At 52.0% G+C, this 15,673-nt stretch carries 11 protein-coding genes, 5 tRNA genes, 3 rRNA genes and 1 other RNA gene; 18 read left to right on the top strand and 2 right to left on the bottom strand.

Annotation, left to right across the window (positions count from 1 at the left end; all coding sequences use genetic code 11):
- The first annotated feature begins 179 nt into the window (after window positions 1-179).
- From FHU12_RS21080 to birA, 6 genes are all read left to right on the top strand, one after another.
- Window positions 180-1,721, top strand: a 16S ribosomal RNA gene (locus tag FHU12_RS21080).
- A 139-nt stretch (window positions 1,722-1,860) separates the two neighbouring features.
- Window positions 1,861-1,936, top strand: a tRNA-Glu gene (locus tag FHU12_RS21075).
- 234 nt (window positions 1,937-2,170) lie between these two features.
- Window positions 2,171-5,078, top strand: a 23S ribosomal RNA gene (locus tag FHU12_RS21070).
- A gap of 99 nt (window positions 5,079-5,177) precedes the next feature.
- Window positions 5,178-5,293: ribosomal RNA gene (rrf, locus tag FHU12_RS21065) — 5S ribosomal RNA — on the top strand.
- Together the 16S, 23S and 5S rRNA genes with 1 tRNA gene alongside form the textbook arrangement of a ribosomal RNA operon.
- Window positions 5,294-5,670: 377 nt before the next feature.
- The gene (gene murB, locus FHU12_RS21060) at window positions 5,671-6,708 is read left to right on the top strand and encodes a UDP-N-acetylmuramate dehydrogenase (RefSeq protein WP_141971614.1); all 1,038 of its coding nucleotides are present in this window, start codon (window positions 5,671-5,673) and stop codon (window positions 6,706-6,708) included.
- Entirely contained in the window at window positions 6,705-7,667 is a 963-nt protein-coding gene (gene birA / locus FHU12_RS21055) for a bifunctional biotin--[acetyl-CoA-carboxylase] ligase/biotin operon repressor BirA (RefSeq protein WP_141971612.1), read from the top strand. Before murB ends, birA begins: the two co-directional genes overlap by 4 nt.
- Window positions 7,668-7,715: 48 nt before the next feature.
- Here birA and coaA read toward each other — a convergent pair whose 3' ends face one another.
- Both coaA and FHU12_RS21045 read right to left on the bottom strand, forming a co-directional pair.
- On the bottom strand, window positions 7,716-8,666 hold the full coding sequence (gene coaA / locus FHU12_RS21050) for a type I pantothenate kinase (RefSeq protein ID WP_107228142.1): 951 nt from the start codon (window positions 8,664-8,666) through the stop codon (window positions 7,716-7,718).
- 219 nt (window positions 8,667-8,885) lie between these two features.
- A complete protein-coding gene (locus tag FHU12_RS21045) occupies window positions 8,886-9,434 on the bottom strand; it encodes a GNAT family N-acetyltransferase (RefSeq protein ID WP_141971610.1) in 549 nt (182 codons plus the stop codon).
- 396 nt (window positions 9,435-9,830) lie between these two features.
- Between FHU12_RS21045 and FHU12_RS21040 the strand changes: the two genes are divergently transcribed.
- The 12 genes from FHU12_RS21040 to rplL all read left to right on the top strand — a co-directional run bounded on the left by FHU12_RS21040 (window position 9,831) and on the right by rplL (window position 15,423).
- A tRNA-Thr gene (locus tag FHU12_RS21040) sits at window positions 9,831-9,906 on the top strand.
- A gap of 25 nt (window positions 9,907-9,931) precedes the next feature.
- Window positions 9,932-10,016, top strand: a tRNA-Tyr gene (locus FHU12_RS21035).
- Between the two features lie 46 nt (window positions 10,017-10,062).
- Window positions 10,063-10,178, top strand: a non-coding RNA gene (locus tag FHU12_RS21030) — RtT sRNA.
- Between the two features lie 36 nt (window positions 10,179-10,214).
- Window positions 10,215-10,289: transfer RNA gene (locus FHU12_RS21025), tRNA-Gly, on the top strand.
- 6 nt (window positions 10,290-10,295) lie between these two features.
- A tRNA-Thr gene (locus FHU12_RS21020) sits at window positions 10,296-10,371 on the top strand.
- A gap of 109 nt (window positions 10,372-10,480) precedes the next feature.
- Window positions 10,481-11,665, top strand: a complete 1,185-nt coding sequence (gene tuf, locus FHU12_RS21015) for an elongation factor Tu (RefSeq protein WP_055314187.1) — start codon at window positions 10,481-10,483, stop codon at window positions 11,663-11,665.
- Window positions 11,666-11,925: 260 nt separating this feature from the next.
- Complete coding sequence (gene secE, locus FHU12_RS21010; RefSeq protein WP_004929916.1) at window positions 11,926-12,309, top strand: preprotein translocase subunit SecE; 384 nt, start codon at window positions 11,926-11,928, stop codon at window positions 12,307-12,309.
- 1 nt (window position 12,310) lies between these two features.
- Complete coding sequence (gene nusG / locus FHU12_RS21005; protein WP_004929914.1) at window positions 12,311-12,856, top strand: transcription termination/antitermination protein NusG; 546 nt, start codon at window positions 12,311-12,313, stop codon at window positions 12,854-12,856.
- A 165-nt stretch (window positions 12,857-13,021) separates the two neighbouring features.
- Window positions 13,022-13,450 carry a 50S ribosomal protein L11 gene (gene rplK / locus FHU12_RS21000; RefSeq protein WP_015376316.1) on the top strand — a complete coding sequence of 143 codons (429 nt, stop codon included), beginning with the start codon at window positions 13,022-13,024 and terminating at the stop codon, window positions 13,448-13,450.
- Between the two features lie 3 nt (window positions 13,451-13,453).
- Window positions 13,454-14,158: a 50S ribosomal protein L1 gene (gene rplA, locus FHU12_RS20995; protein ID WP_141971608.1), complete on the top strand. Its 705-nt coding sequence runs from the start codon at window positions 13,454-13,456 to the stop codon at window positions 14,156-14,158.
- A gap of 338 nt (window positions 14,159-14,496) precedes the next feature.
- Complete coding sequence (gene rplJ / locus FHU12_RS20990) at window positions 14,497-14,994, top strand: 50S ribosomal protein L10 (RefSeq protein ID WP_004929905.1); 498 nt, start codon at window positions 14,497-14,499, stop codon at window positions 14,992-14,994.
- 63 nt (window positions 14,995-15,057) lie between these two features.
- Window positions 15,058-15,423: a 50S ribosomal protein L7/L12 gene (gene rplL / locus FHU12_RS20985; RefSeq protein ID WP_004929903.1), complete on the top strand. Its 366-nt coding sequence runs from the start codon at window positions 15,058-15,060 to the stop codon at window positions 15,421-15,423.
- The last annotated feature ends 250 nt before the right edge of the window (window positions 15,424-15,673 follow it).

The raw sequence follows: 15,673 nt of genomic DNA, 5'->3' as shown, positions 1-15,673 counted from the left end.
GCGCCTAACTCACTGCTCTTTAACAATTTATCAGACAATCTGTGTGGGCACTCCACAAGACGATATCCAGCATCTTCGGATGCAAAAAAATATCAAGTCTTGAAGAGTGACTAACTGAAGTAAAATTCATGCAGTAAATCTTTGAGCATCGCTTCTCGAGTGGAAGCAAATCAAGCTTTTAATTGAAGAGTTTGATCATGGCTCAGATTGAACGCTGGCGGCAGGCTTAACACATGCAAGTCGAGCGGTAGCACAAGGGAGCTTGCTCCCTGGGTGACGAGCGGCGGACGGGTGAGTAATGTCTGGGAAACTGCCTGATGGAGGGGGATAACTACTGGAAACGGTAGCTAATACCGCATAACGTCGCAAGACCAAAGAGGGGGACCTTCGGGCCTCTTGCCATCAGATGTGCCCAGATGGGATTAGCTAGTAGGTGGGGTAATGGCTCACCTAGGCGACGATCCCTAGCTGGTCTGAGAGGATGACCAGCCACACTGGAACTGAGACACGGTCCAGACTCCTACGGGAGGCAGCAGTGGGGAATATTGCACAATGGGCGCAAGCCTGATGCAGCCATGCCGCGTGTGTGAAGAAGGCCTTCGGGTTGTAAAGCACTTTCAGCGAGGAGGAAGGTGGTGAGCTTAATACGCTCATCAATTGACGTTACTCGCAGAAGAAGCACCGGCTAACTCCGTGCCAGCAGCCGCGGTAATACGGAGGGTGCAAGCGTTAATCGGAATTACTGGGCGTAAAGCGCACGCAGGCGGTTTGTTAAGTCAGATGTGAAATCCCCGGGCTCAACCTGGGAACTGCATTTGAAACTGGCAAGCTAGAGTCTCGTAGAGGGGGGTAGAATTCCAGGTGTAGCGGTGAAATGCGTAGAGATCTGGAGGAATACCGGTGGCGAAGGCGGCCCCCTGGACGAAGACTGACGCTCAGGTGCGAAAGCGTGGGGAGCAAACAGGATTAGATACCCTGGTAGTCCACGCTGTAAACGATGTCGATTTGGAGGTTGTGCCCTTGAGGCGTGGCTTCCGGAGCTAACGCGTTAAATCGACCGCCTGGGGAGTACGGCCGCAAGGTTAAAACTCAAATGAATTGACGGGGGCCCGCACAAGCGGTGGAGCATGTGGTTTAATTCGATGCAACGCGAAGAACCTTACCTACTCTTGACATCCAGAGAACTTAGCAGAGATGCTTTGGTGCCTTCGGGAACTCTGAGACAGGTGCTGCATGGCTGTCGTCAGCTCGTGTTGTGAAATGTTGGGTTAAGTCCCGCAACGAGCGCAACCCTTATCCTTTGTTGCCAGCGGTTCGGCCGGGAACTCAAAGGAGACTGCCAGTGATAAACTGGAGGAAGGTGGGGATGACGTCAAGTCATCATGGCCCTTACGAGTAGGGCTACACACGTGCTACAATGGCATATACAAAGAGAAGCGACCTCGCGAGAGCAAGCGGACCTCATAAAGTATGTCGTAGTCCGGATTGGAGTCTGCAACTCGACTCCATGAAGTCGGAATCGCTAGTAATCGTAGATCAGAATGCTACGGTGAATACGTTCCCGGGCCTTGTACACACCGCCCGTCACACCATGGGAGTGGGTTGCAAAAGAAGTAGGTAGCTTAACCTTCGGGAGGGCGCTTACCACTTTGTGATTCATGACTGGGGTGAAGTCGTAACAAGGTAACCGTAGGGGAACCTGCGGTTGGATCACCTCCTTACCTAAAGATATTGATTCGAGTGGCGTGCTCACACAGATTGTCTGATGAAAAGTAACGAGCAAAGCGCTACCTGTTGATGCCATGAGTCATTCATGCTGATACGAACCGATTAAGTTATTCAGTTTAATCGGATTTTCGTGTCCCCATCGTCTAGAGGCCTAGGACACTGCCCTTTCACGGCTGTAACAGGGGTTCGAATCCCCTTGGGGACGCCATTCCGATAATGAGTGAAAGACATTATCACCGGTTAGCGATAACCGAAAAAATCTTAAAGATGACTTGCGAGTCATGTTTAAGATATTGCTCTTTAACAATCTGGAACAAGCTGAAAATTGAAACATGACGGCTGAAATTTATCCCTCCGTAGAAGTACCGGGATAAAGAGTAACCTGTCATAGAGTCTCTCAAATGTTTGCAGCGCGAACGATGGAAACATCTTCGGGTTGTGAGGTTAAGTGACTAAGCGTACACGGTGGATGCCTAGGCAGTCAGAGGCGATGAAGGGCGTGCTAATCTGCGAAAAGCGTCGGTAAGGTGATATGAACCGTTACAACCGGCGATACCCGAATGGGGAAACCCAGTGTGTTTCGACACACTATCATGTCATGAATACATAGTGGCATGAGGCGAACCGGGGGAACTGAAACATCTAAGTACCCCGAGGAAAAGAAATCAACCGAGATTCCCCCAGTAGCGGCGAGCGAACGGGGAGGAGCCCAGAACCTGAATCGGCTTGTGTGTTAGTGGAAGCGTCTGGAAAGTCGCGCAGCAAAGGGTGATAGCCCCGTACACTAAAATGCACAGGTCGTGAGTTCGATGAGTAGGGCGGGACACGTGACATCCTGTCTGAATATGGGGGGACCATCCTCCAAGGCTAAATACTCCTGACTGACCGATAGTGAACCAGTACCGTGAGGGAAAGGCGAAAAGAACCCCGGCGAGGGGAGTGAAATAGAACCTGAAACCGTGTACGTACAAGCAGTGGGAGCACCTTCGTGGTGTGACTGCGTACCTTTTGTATAATGGGTCAGCGACTTATATTTTGTAGCAAGGTTAACCGTATAGGGGAGCCGTAGGGAAACCGAGTCTTAACTGGGCGAATAGTTGCAAGGTATAGACCCGAAACCCGGTGATCTAGCCATGGGCAGGTTGAAGGTTGGGTAACACTAACTGGAGGACCGAACCGACTAATGTTGAAAAATTAGCGGATGACTTGTGGCTGGGGGTGAAAGGCCAATCAAACCGGGAGATAGCTGGTTCTCCCCGAAAGCTATTTAGGTAGCGCCTCGTGAACTCATCTTCGGGGGTAGAGCACTGTTTCGGCTAGGGGGCCATCCCGGCTTACCAAACCGATGCAAACTCCGAATACCGAAGAATGTTATCACGGGAGACACACGGCGGGTGCTAACGTCCGTCGTGAAGAGGGAAACAACCCAGACCGCCAGCTAAGGTCCCAAAGTCATGGTTAAGTGGGAAACGATGTGGGAAGGCATAGACAGCCAGGATGTTGGCTTAGAAGCAGCCATCATTTAAAGAAAGCGTAATAGCTCACTGGTCGAGTCGGCCTGCGCGGAAGATGTAACGGGGCTAAACCATGCACCGAAGCTGCGGCAGCGACGCTTAGGCGTTGTTGGGTAGGGGAGCGTTCTGTAAGCCGTTGAAGGTGGCCTGTGAGGGTTGCTGGAGGTATCAGAAGTGCGAATGCTGACATAAGTAACGATAAAGCGGGTGAAAAGCCCGCTCGCCGGAAGACCAAGGGTTCCTGTCCAACGTTAATCGGGGCAGGGTGAGTCGACCCCTAAGGCGAGGCTGAAAAGCGTAGTCGATGGGAAACAGGTTAATATTCCTGTACTTGGTGTTACTGCGAAGGGGGGACGGAGAAGGCTAGGCTAGCCGGGCGACGGTTGTCCCGGTTTAAGCGTGTAGGGGGTGTGACCTGGTAAATCCGGTTACATACTAACCCTGAGGCGTGATGACGATGCACTACGGTGCAGAAGTAGTTGATGCCCTGCTTCCAGGAAAAGCCTCTAAGCTCTAGGTAACATTAAATCGTACCCCAAACCGACACAGGTGGTCAGGTAGAGAATACCAAGGCGCTTGAGAGAACTCGGGTGAAGGAACTAGGCAAAATGGTGCCGTAACTTCGGGAGAAGGCACGCTGGCATGTAGGTGAAGTCCTTCGCGGATGGAGCTGAAGCCAGTCGAAGATACCAGCTGGCTGCAACTGTTTAATAAAAACACAGCACTGTGCAAACACGAAAGTGGACGTATACGGTGTGACGCCTGCCCGGTGCTGGAAGGTTAATTGATGGGGTCAGCCGCAAGGCGAAGCTCTTGATCGAAGCCCCAGTAAACGGCGGCCGTAACTATAACGGTCCTAAGGTAGCGAAATTCCTTGTCGGGTAAGTTCCGACCTGCACGAATGGCGTAATGATGGCCAGGCTGTCTCCACCCGAGACTCAGTGAAATTGAACTCGCTGTGAAGATGCAGTGTACCCGCGGCAAGACGGAAAGACCCCGTGAACCTTTACTATAGCTTGACACTGAACATTGAGCCTTGATGTGTAGGATAGGTGGGAGGCTTTGAAGCGTGGACGCCAGTCTGCGTGGAGCCATCCTTGAAATACCACCCTTTAATGTTTGATGTTCTAACTCGGCCCCGTGATCCGGGGTGAGGACAGTGTCTGGTGGGTAGTTTGACTGGGGCGGTCTCCTCCCAAAGAGTAACGGAGGAGCACGAAGGTTAGCTAATCACGGTCGGACATCGTGAGGTTAGTGCAAAGGCATAAGCTAGCTTGACTGCGAGAGTGACGGCTCGAGCAGGTACGAAAGTAGGTCTTAGTGATCCGGTGGTTCTGAATGGAAGGGCCATCGCTCAACGGATAAAAGGTACTCCGGGGATAACAGGCTGATACCGCCCAAGAGTTCATATCGACGGCGGTGTTTGGCACCTCGATGTCGGCTCATCACATCCTGGGGCTGAAGTAGGTCCCAAGGGTATGGCTGTTCGCCATTTAAAGTGGTACGCGAGCTGGGTTTAGAACGTCGTGAGACAGTTCGGTCCCTATCTGCCGTGGGCGTTGGAAGATTGAGAGGGGTTGCTCCTAGTACGAGAGGACCGGAGTGAACGCACCACTGGTGTTCGGGTTGTCATGCCAATGGCATTGCCCGGTAGCTAAGTGCGGAAAAGATAAGCGCTGAAAGCATCTAAGCGCGAAACTTGCCTCAAGATGAGTCTTCCCTGGGCCTTTAAGGCCCCTGAAGGAACGTTTAAGACTAAGACGTTGATAGGCTGGGTGTGTAAGTGCAGCGATGCATTGAGCTAACCAGTACTAATGATCCGTGAGGCTTAACCTTACAACACCGAAGGTGTTTTTAGAGAGATTTTCAGCGAAGTTCCGAGATTGGTTCTGATGGCGGCACGGGAGTGGCGCGGTTGGAATGAAACAGAATTTGCCTGGCGGCAATAGCGCGGTGGTCCCACCTGACCCCATGCCGAACTCAGAAGTGAAACGCCGTAGCGCCGATGGTAGTGTGGGGTCTCCCCATGCGAGAGTAGGACACTGCCAGGCATCAAATAAAGCCGAAAGCCCTGAACTGACGTTCAGGGCTTTTTGCTGTGCGTAAAATAAATATCCTGACTATATCTATTACTCTGGAAAATAGATTTTTTGTCATATGCAGTTTTTTCTTATAAGAAAGTATAATGTTTTTTATCGGGGAAATAGCCAAATCAATATATAATTGATAGCTTCAGGTTATTATTTAAATAATAAAAATGCCTATTTATTAATGTGTTGATAAGAATTATCTGGTTATATCAACGATAACTCTTAATTCTTTAGTGTATTATTCGATAAATTTCACGTTAATTAAAACAAATATTAGCCAGACGTCTCGAATCGAGTAGACTAGGCGAAAGATTATTTCCGTATAGGTACTGAACGTTATGTCTACTGAAAGCGCGTCTTTAAAAAACCACAATACGTTTGCGCTCCCGGTCAACGCAGCGCACCTGATCATAGCCGATAGAATTGAGCTGATGCTCAAGGTGTGGCAACAAACGCGTAAGCGTCAGGAGCCGCTGCTGATTCTCGGTGAAGGTAGCAACGTGCTGTTCCTGGAGGATTTTACGGGCACGGTAATGGTCAATCAGCTGAAGGGTATCGATGTTCGAGAAGATAACGATGCCTGGCATCTCCACGTCAGCTCCGGTGAAAATTGGCATGACCTGGTGCAATATACGCTGCAGGCCGGGATCTGCGGCCTGGAAAACCTGGCGTTGATTCCTGGATTGGCCGGTTCTGCACCTATCCAGAACATCGGCGCCTACGGCGTCGAATTGAAAGATGTCTGTGAGTATGTCGATCTGCTGGACTTCTCTACCGGTGCCATTGACCGTATTCCGGCAGCCGAGTGTGGTTTCGGCTACCGGGAAAGCATTTTCAAACACCGCTTCCAAACTGGACATGTCATTGTTGGGCTCGGCCTGCGTCTGAGCAAAGAGTGGCAACCCAAGTTGAGCTATGGCGATCTGGCCAAGCTGGATCCTGCCATGGTGACACCACTTCAGGTATTTGAATCTGTGTGCGCCATGCGCCGCAGCAAGCTGCCCGATCCGCGTGAAACCGGCAATGCCGGCAGCTTCTTCAAGAATCCGTTGGTAAACGCAGAGAAAGCCGCAGAACTCATCGCCAAATATCCCGGTATACCGCATTATCCGCAGCAGGATAGCCAGGTGAAGCTGGCCGCTGGCTGGTTGATCGATCAGTGTGAACTGAAAGGATATCGTATCGGTGGAGCTGCGGTACACCGCCAGCAGGCGCTGGTGCTGGTGAATATCGACAACGCCCACAGCCAGGATGTGGTGGCGCTGGCGCGCCACGTACGCAAGACGGTGGCCGATAAATTCGGTGTGTGGCTGGAGCCTGAGGTGCGTTTTATTGGCGCGACCGGTGAGCTGAATGCCGTGGCGGTGCTGTCATGAAAGATACCAAGGTTCCGTTAAAACTGATCGCACTGCTGGCCGATGGCGAATTCCATTCCGGGGAACACCTCGGTGAGTCACTCGGCATGAGCCGTGCCGCGATCAATAAGCATATTCAAACCATTCGCGAGTGGGGACTGGATGTCTTTACCGTGCCCGGCAAAGGATACAGCTTGCCTGCCCCCATGCCGCTATTGGAGGCGGAACGCATTCTTAAAGGGCTGGACGACAAACGCGTTACCGTGTTGCCGGTAGTCGACTCTACCAATCAATATTTGCTGGATCGTATCGAAACGCTGCAATCTGGCGACGCCTGTATCGCTGAGTATCAACTGGCTGGCCGCGGTCGTCGTGGACGCCAGTGGATTTCGCCGTTTGGTGCCAATTTATACCTGTCGATGTTTTGGCGATTGGAACAGGGACCGGCTGCGGCGATGGGACTGAGCCTGGTGATCGGCATGGTGATGGCGGAGGTCTTGCAGCGCCTTGGTGCTAAAGACGTGCGAGTAAAATGGCCCAACGACCTCTACCTGAACGATCGCAAATTGGCAGGGATCCTGGTCGAGTTGACAGGAAAAACCGGCGATGCGGCTCAGTTGGTCATCGGTGCCGGCATTAATTTGGCGATGCGGGATACCAATGCCGGGGGGATCAACCAGGGTTGGATCAACCTGCAAGAAGCCGGCATTAACATCGATCGTAATGAACTGACGGCTACTCTGCTCAATGAATTGCGGCAGTCGTTAAAACAATTCGAGATAGATGGGCTGGCGCCGTTCATTGGCCGTTGGCGCACGCTGGATAATTTTATCGACAGACCGGTCAAGCTGCTGATCGGTGAGCGACAGATTGTGGGCATCGCCCGGGGTATCGACTCGCAAGGTGCACTTCTGCTGGAACAAGACGGGGAAATAAAACCCTTTATCGGCGGAGAGATATCGCTGCGCAGCGCGGAATAGTGAGAAAAGACAAGGGGACGGCAGCGTCCCCTTGATCGTTAGGTGGGCTTACTTTCTTAAACGCACGCTTTCAACGGCGTGGTTGGCGCTTTTGGTCATGATCAGGCTGGCGCGTTCGCGCGTGGGCAGTATATTCTGCTGCAAATTCAACCCGTTAATTTCATTCCATAATTGCGTGGCGATATTAACCGCTTCCGGTTCCGGCAATTTTGAATAGTGATGGAAATAAGAATCGGGATTGGAAAATGCGCCCTGACGGAATTTCAGGAAGCGATTGATATACCAGCTTTGCAATAGCGTCTCCGGGGCATCGACATATATAGAGAAGTCGACAAAATCGGAAACGAATACGCGATGAGGATCGTGAGGGTAATCCATACCGCTTTGCAATACGTTAAGCCCTTCCAGGATCAGAATATCCGGTTGCTCGATGACTTTATTGCCTTCGGGTACAACATCATAGATTAAATGAGAATAAACTGGAGCGGTAACGCGTTTGGCGCCGGATTTCACTTCCGACACGAATTTCACCAGGCTATGCATATCGTAAGACTGCGGGAAGCCTTTTTTCTTCATCAGGCCGCGTTCGTTCAGCACCTTATTAGGATGCAAGAAGCCGTCGGTTGTGATCAGTTCAACGCTGCGGTGTTCCGGCCAGCGGCTCAGCAGTGCCTGCAACAAGCGCGCTGTTGTGCTCTTGCCGACGGCTACGCTGCCGGCGATGCCGATGACATAGGGAATCTTTTGCCCGTCAGTGCCGAGGAATTGCTCCAGAACCGCCTGTCGCCGCAGGTTGGAGCTGATATAGAAGTTCAACAGTCGTGATAGCGGCAGATAAATCTGCGCAACTTCTTCCAACGAGAGATCTTCGTTAATCCCTTTCAGTTTAACGATCTCTTCTTCCGACAACGTCAGCGGCACCGAATCTCGCAACGCAGCCCATTGGGTGCGATCGAACTGTAGGTAGGGCGTTGCTAAAGATTGATCTCTTTTTATCATAAGCCAAATTCTGCCTGTTAACGCAGGTTGGGAAAGGCGCCGGACGCCAGCTCCAGAGAATAAACAAGCTGCATATTATAGACAGCTTCGTTTTTGGCGTAGACTTTTTTCGCAAAAGTTGTCGATAGGCAGCAGTTTATGTCAATTGTGCGAAGCGGCGCGCAGTTGATTAAGCAGGGGGGCAAGGCGGTATCATCGGGGGCGGATACCGCCTGAAGGCTAGCTGGCGATGGCGCGCGAAGGTTGGTTCACGGCGAACAGACGTTTGTAATAAATAACGGTTGGATGGTAATGCCCATCGGGCCCCGCCGCATAATCCGGTAGCTCGCCCAAACAGCGATAACCCAGGCTGCGATAAAGCGCTTCTGCCGCCGAACCGGTCTGCGTATCCAGGTACAATAGTCCGCGCTGCTGTTGCAGTGCCGCGTGCTCTAGTGACTTCATCAGCGCCTGACCTACGCCGTTTCGGCGAGCGCGGCTATGCACCAACAGCTTCACGACCTCCGCACGATTACGGCCGTTCGGCTTCTGGCAGAGCTCGAGTTGCACGGTGCCAACGACGCCGCGCTCGTCGCGGGCAATCCACAGCAGCAGTTCACCTTTGGCCAAGGCCGGTCGCAGACTGTGGAAGTAGCTTTCGGCGTCTTCGTGAGGGATTAAGGTGTCGTAACCGACAGAAGCGCCGTGCGTGACGGCATCGGTCAACAGGCGGGCCAATTCATCGCGGTAAATCGGTAGCGTAGCGGCGTTGATAGGCACTATTTTCATCGGTCATTCCTCCTGGGATGGGGGTAATGAAGAGAAGCAATAACTGAGCCACAGCGGCGAAAGGCATGGCGGCGGCAAAAGGGCGAGGGATCAGTGTAGCCCACGCCGCAGTCCGGGGCAGGTATCCCCTTTTTGGTGCATCGATCCCGCTCACAGTTTACCGTCACGGGTTAAGTGTTTTAAGAAGCCTGACACGGAGAAAGCGGCGCTCAAGGCTTGCAAAAAGTGGATAAAATTGTAGAGAATGATTGCCGCGAGTGATGAATGTTTGCACGCCGCAAGCTGCGAATTGCATGACAGTATGCAAAATTGACTGATTTATGAGCGAAAGTGCGCGTAAAGCAATTTTTTTGTTGCATAGGTCGCCCGCTCTACCTAGAATGCGCTGCACTTGATGCCGGCTTAGCTCAGTAGGTAGAGCAACTGACTTGTAATCAGTAGGTCACCAGTTCGATTCCGGTAGCCGGCACCATTCAAGTCACAAGTAGTTAAAATCTGGTGGGGTTCCCGAGCGGCCAAAGGGAGCAGACTGTAAATCTGCCGTCACAGACTTCGAAGGTTCGAATCCTTCCCCCACCACCAAATCTTGCCTTCGGCGATTAACTGAGATGCGATAAATACCGCAACGGTTGATGGCGGGAGGAGAGGGCGAAAGCCTTCGGCAAGGTTCGAGCTGTGCAGCGCAAGGCGCAGCCGGCCCGAAGGATGCGAGCCGAGTGATGAACAATCCTGCTCCATCCCAAAATTCTACAGAAAAATCAGGTAGCCGAGTTCCAGGATGCGGGCATCGTATAATGGCTATTACCTCAGCCTTCCAAGCTGATGATGTGGGTTCGATTCCCACTGCCCGCTCCAAGATGTGCTGATATAGCTCAGTTGGTAGAGCGCACCCTTGGTAAGGGTGAGGTCGGCAGTTCGAATCTGCCTATCAGCACCACTTCTTAATTTCTCGCCCCCTGATTTTCTTTCTGTTCTGGATTCAACGAGCAAATGCTTGGTTGATGTGGTGATACCACCGATTTATCCGTGTCTTAGAGGGACAATCGATGTCTAAAGAAAAGTTTGAACGTACAAAACCGCACGTTAACGTCGGTACTATCGGCCACGTTGACCACGGTAAAACTACCCTGACTGCAGCGATCACTACCGTACTGGCTAAAACCTACGGCGGTTCTGCACGTGCTTTCGACCAGATCGATAACGCGCCAGAAGAAAAAGCTCGTGGTATCACCATCAACACCTCTCACGTTGAGTATGACACCCCGACTCGTCACTACGCGCACGTTGACTGCCCAGGGCACGCCGACTACGTGAAAAACATGATCACCGGTGCTGCTCAGATGGACGGCGCGATCCTGGTAGTAGCTGCGACTGACGGCCCAATGCCTCAGACCCGTGAGCACATCCTGCTGGGTCGCCAGGTTGGCGTTCCTTTCATCATCGTATTCATGAACAAATGCGACATGGTTGATGATGAAGAGCTGCTGGAACTGGTAGAAATGGAAGTTCGCGAACTGCTGTCCGCGTACGACTTCCCAGGCGACGACCTGCCAGTAATCCGCGGTTCCGCGCTGAAAGCGCTGGAAGGCGAAGCTGAGTGGGAAGCGAAAATCATCGAACTGGCCGAAGCCCTGGACAGCTACATCCCAGAGCCAGAGCGTGCTATCGACAAGCCGTTCCTGCTGCCAATCGAAGACGTATTCTCCATCTCCGGTCGTGGTACCGTTGTTACCGGTCGTGTTGAGCGCGGTATCATCAAAGTTGGCGAAGAAGTTGAAATCGTTGGTATCAAAGACACCGTTAAGTCTACCTGTACTGGCGTTGAAATGTTCCGCAAACTGCTGGACGAAGGCCGTGCTGGTGAGAACGTAGGTGTTCTGCTGCGTGGTATCAAACGTGAAGACATCGAACGTGGTCAGGTACTGGCTAAGCCAGGCTCTATCAAGCCACACACCCAGTTCGAATCTGAAGTGTACATCCTGAGCAAAGATGAAGGTGGTCGTCACACGCCATTCTTCAAAGGCTACCGTCCACAGTTCTACTTCCGTACCACTGACGTGACCGGTACCATCGAACTGCCAGAAGGCGTAGAGATGGTAATGCCAGGCGACAACGTGAACATGATTGTCACCCTGATTCACCCAATCGCGATGGACGACGGTCTGCGTTTCGCAATCCGTGAAGGCGGCCGTACCGTTGGCGCAGGCGTTGTTGCTAAAGTTATCGCTTAATCGCTGATAAAGTTTGACGCGACACGCGGTAAAAGGGCATCATTTGATGCCCTTTTTCTACGCTGTGAACTAGAACCTATCTCATCAGCGATTTTGCAGTCATAATCATTGGTGAGATGGGCTCTTAAACCGTATTGACTGAAATACGTCATAGCGTAAAACACCGGGATAGTGCTAACGCGGTATCCGATCGGTTTGGTTTGCCTCGCAATGCGAGGCAAAGTTGTTTGTTCTGAATCATCATTGTGACAGGTTGGTTTATGAGTGCGAATACCGAGGCTCAAGGGAGCGGACGCGGCCTGGAAGCGGCAAAGTGGCTGATCGTCGCCGTTCTGTTGGTTGTGGCTATTGTCGGTAACTATTACTACCGTGATTTAAGCCTGCCATTGCGCGCGCTGGCAGTTGTACTGATCATCGCCGTTGCAGGTGCAGTGGCTCTGATGACCACCAAAGGCAAAGCCACCGTTGCGTTTGCCCGCGAAGCGCGTACCGAAGTACGTAAAGTGATTTGGCCAACTCGTCAGGAAACGCTACACACCACGTTGATCGTTGCCGCGGTAACCGCCGTGATGTCACTGATTCTGTGGGGGCTGGATGGTATTCTGGTCCGTCTGGTGTCGTTTATTACTGGCCTGAGGTTCTAAAATGTCTGAAGCTCCAAAAAAACGTTGGTACGTCGTTCAGGCGTTTTCCGGTTTTGAAGGTCGCGTAGCACAATCGCTGCGTGAACACATCAAACTGCACGATATGGAAGAGCTGTTCGGCGAAGTGATGGTGCCTACGGAGGAAGTGGTTGAAATCCGTGGCGGCCAGCGTCGCAAGAGCGAGCGTAAGTTCTTCCCTGGCTACGTGCTGGTGCAGATGGTGATGAATGACGCCAGCTGGCACCTGGTGCGCAGCGTACCGCGCGTCATGGGGTTCATCGGCGGTACGTCTGACCGTCCTGCGCCAATCAGCGATAAAGAAGTTGATGCGATCATGAACCGCCTGCAGCAGGTTGGTGACAAGCCGCGTCCGAAAACGCTGTTCGAACCGGGCGAGCTGGTGCGCGTCAACGACGGCCCGTTTGCCGATTTCAACGGCGTGGTCGAAGAAGTCGATTACGAGAAGAGCCGCCTGAAAGTTTCCGTTTCCATCTTTGGCCGTGCAACGCCGGTGGAGCTGGACTTCAGCCAGGTTGAGAAAGGCTGATCGAATAATCAGCAATGAGTGGCGCGTTGCCGCTTGTCAAAGGCGCGAAATTGAACTACAATTTCGCGCCTTTTGTTTTTAGATGCCTTGCCTGATGCATGTTGGGCGGGGTGAAACACGGGGAGCCTTTTGCGAGGCGATACTACCCAAACCGAGGAAATTTAAATGGCTAAGAAAGTACAAGCCTACGTCAAGCTGCAAGTTGCAGCTGGTATGGCGAACCCGAGCCCACCAGTGGGTCCAGCTCTGGGTCAGCAGGGCGTTAACATCATGGAATTCTGTAAGGCATTCAACGCTAAGACTGACAGCGTTGAAAAAGGCCTGCCGATTCCGGTTGTTATCACCGTTTATTCTGATCGCTCCTTCACTTTCGTTACCAAAACCCCGCCAGCAGCAGTTCTGCTGAAAAAAGCGGCTGGTATCAAGTCTGGTTCCGGTAAGCCGAACAAAGACAAAGTAGGTAAAGTGACTCGTGCTCAGGTACGTGAAATCGCAGAAACCAAAGCTGCGGACATGACTGGTTCTGACGTTGAAGCGATGACTCGCTCCATCGAAGGTACCGCTCGTTCCATGGGCCTGGTAGTGGAGGATTAAGAGATGGCTAAGCTGACCAAGCGCATGCGCGTGATCCGTGACAAAGTTGATGCTACTAAACAGTATGACATCACTGAAGCTGTTGCTCTGCTGAAAGAGCTGGCCACCGCTAAATTCGTAGAAAGCGTTGACGTTGCCGTTAACCTCGGCATCGACGCTCGTAAATCTGACCAAAACGTTCGTGGCGCTACCGTTCTGCCACACGGCACCGGTCGTTCCGTTCGCGTTGCCGTATTTGCCCAAGGCGCTAACGCTGAAGCAGCGAAAGCTGCCGGCGCAGAGCTGGTAGGTATGGACGATCTGGCTGACCAGATCAAGAAAGGCGAAATGAACTTCGACGTTGTTATTGCTTCCCCGGATGCAATGCGCGTTGTAGGTCAACTGGGCCAGATCCTGGGTCCACGCGGCCTGATGCCAAACCCGAAAGTGGGTACCGTTACTCCGAACGTTGCTGAAGCAGTGAAAAACGCTAAAGCAGGTCAGGTTCGCTACCGTAACGACAAAAACGGCATCATCCATACCACTATCGGTAAGGTTGATTTCGACGCAGACAAACTGAAAGAAAACCTGGAAGCCCTGCTGGTTGCGCTGAAAAAAGCCAAACCTTCTCAGGCGAAAGGCATGTACATCAAGAAAGTTAGCCTCTCCACCACCATGGGTGCTGGCGTTTCTATCGATCAGAGCGGTCTGTCTGCTGCAGCGAACTAATCGCACTTGCGATTATCGCTTTGACTTGGGGCCGAGATTTGTCTAGAATCTTATGCCCCAAGGTTTTGCTATTGGCTATGCCGTAGGCAAAACAAAGATTTTTCGGTTGGAGCCTGGCCTATCCAGGCCTCCGTCCAAGACCGCAGGTGTATCGCAAGATACTTAATCCTTCCTGCGTAGACGGTGACAGAGCCTAAGAAAATTTTTCTTTTTTATAAAAGAATGTCTTTGCTGGATTCTGCTCACCGTGTTAAGCCGCTCGGCGTGGCGTTTTACAAAGCGCCGAGTGAAGTGAGTTCCGGGGGATTTTCCCCGGCTAATCCAGGAGCAAAAAGCTAATGGCATTAAATCTTCAAGACAAACAAGCGATTGTTGCTGAAGTCAGCGAAGTAGCCAAAGGCGCGCTGTCTGCGGTTGTTGCGGATTCCCGCGGCGTTACCGTAGATAAAATGACTGAACTGCGTAAAGCAGGTCGTGAAGCTGGCGTTTACATGCGTGTTGTTCGCAACACCCTGATGCGTCGCGTAGTTGAAGGCACTCCATTCGAATGCCTGAAAGACACGTTTGTCGGTCCAACCTTGATTGCATTCTCTCACGAACACCCGGGCGCTGCTGCTCGTCTGTTCAAAGAGTTCGCGAAAGCGAATGCAAAATTCGAGGTTAAAGCTGCGGCCTTTGAAGGTGAGCTGATCCCAGCGGCGCAAATCGACCGCCTGGCGACGCTGCCAACTTACGAAGAAGCGATCGCACGCCTGATGGCAACCATGAAAGAAGCCGCTGCCGGCAAACTGGTTCGCACTCTGGCTGCAGTACGCGATCAGAAAGAAGCGGCGTAAGCCACTCTTTCTTAGCCTTTGCTAACGTATTTAAACTATTTCTGAATTTTAGGAACAATTGTTATGTCTATCACTAAAGACCAAATCCTGGAAGCAGTTGCCGCTATGTCCGTAATGGACGTTGTTGAACTGGTTTCCGCTATGGAAGAAAAATTCGGCGTTTCTGCTGCTGCTGCTGTAGCTGTTGCTGCTGGCCCAGCTGAAGCTGCTGAAGAGAAAACTGAATTCGACGTTATCCTGAAAGCTGCAGGCGCTAACAAAGTTGCTGTTATCAAAGCAGTACGTGGCGCTACCGGCCTGGGTCTGAAAGAAGCTAAAGACCTGGTTGAATCTGCTCCAGCCGCTCTGAAAGAAGGCGTGAGCAAAGATGACGCAGAAGCTCTGAAAAAATCTCTGGAAGAAGCTGGCGCAGAAGTTGAAGTTAAATAAGCCAACCTTTCCGGTTGCAGCCTAGTCTTTTAGGCTGATGGCTGGTGACTTTTTAGTCACCAGCCTTTTTGCGCTGTAGGGCGCCAGTAGCGTTTCACACTGTTTGGCTGCTGGTTTCGCCTCCCAATGTTTGTTTCTATTGACGACTTAATATACCGCGGTCTTTGCACTACCAGGAGTTCTGGGGGAAGACGCGATGAAATGGTTTAAGCGTGATAGCAAGAGACATTGCGGAAAGTGTTCCCGCTTT

Origin of the sequence: Serratia marcescens (assembly GCF_006715005.1) — a bacterium.
GTDB classification, from domain to species: Bacteria; Pseudomonadota; Gammaproteobacteria; order Enterobacterales; family Enterobacteriaceae; genus Serratia; species Serratia montpellierensis.
This window is presented reverse-complemented; position numbering and strand designations above follow the sequence as displayed.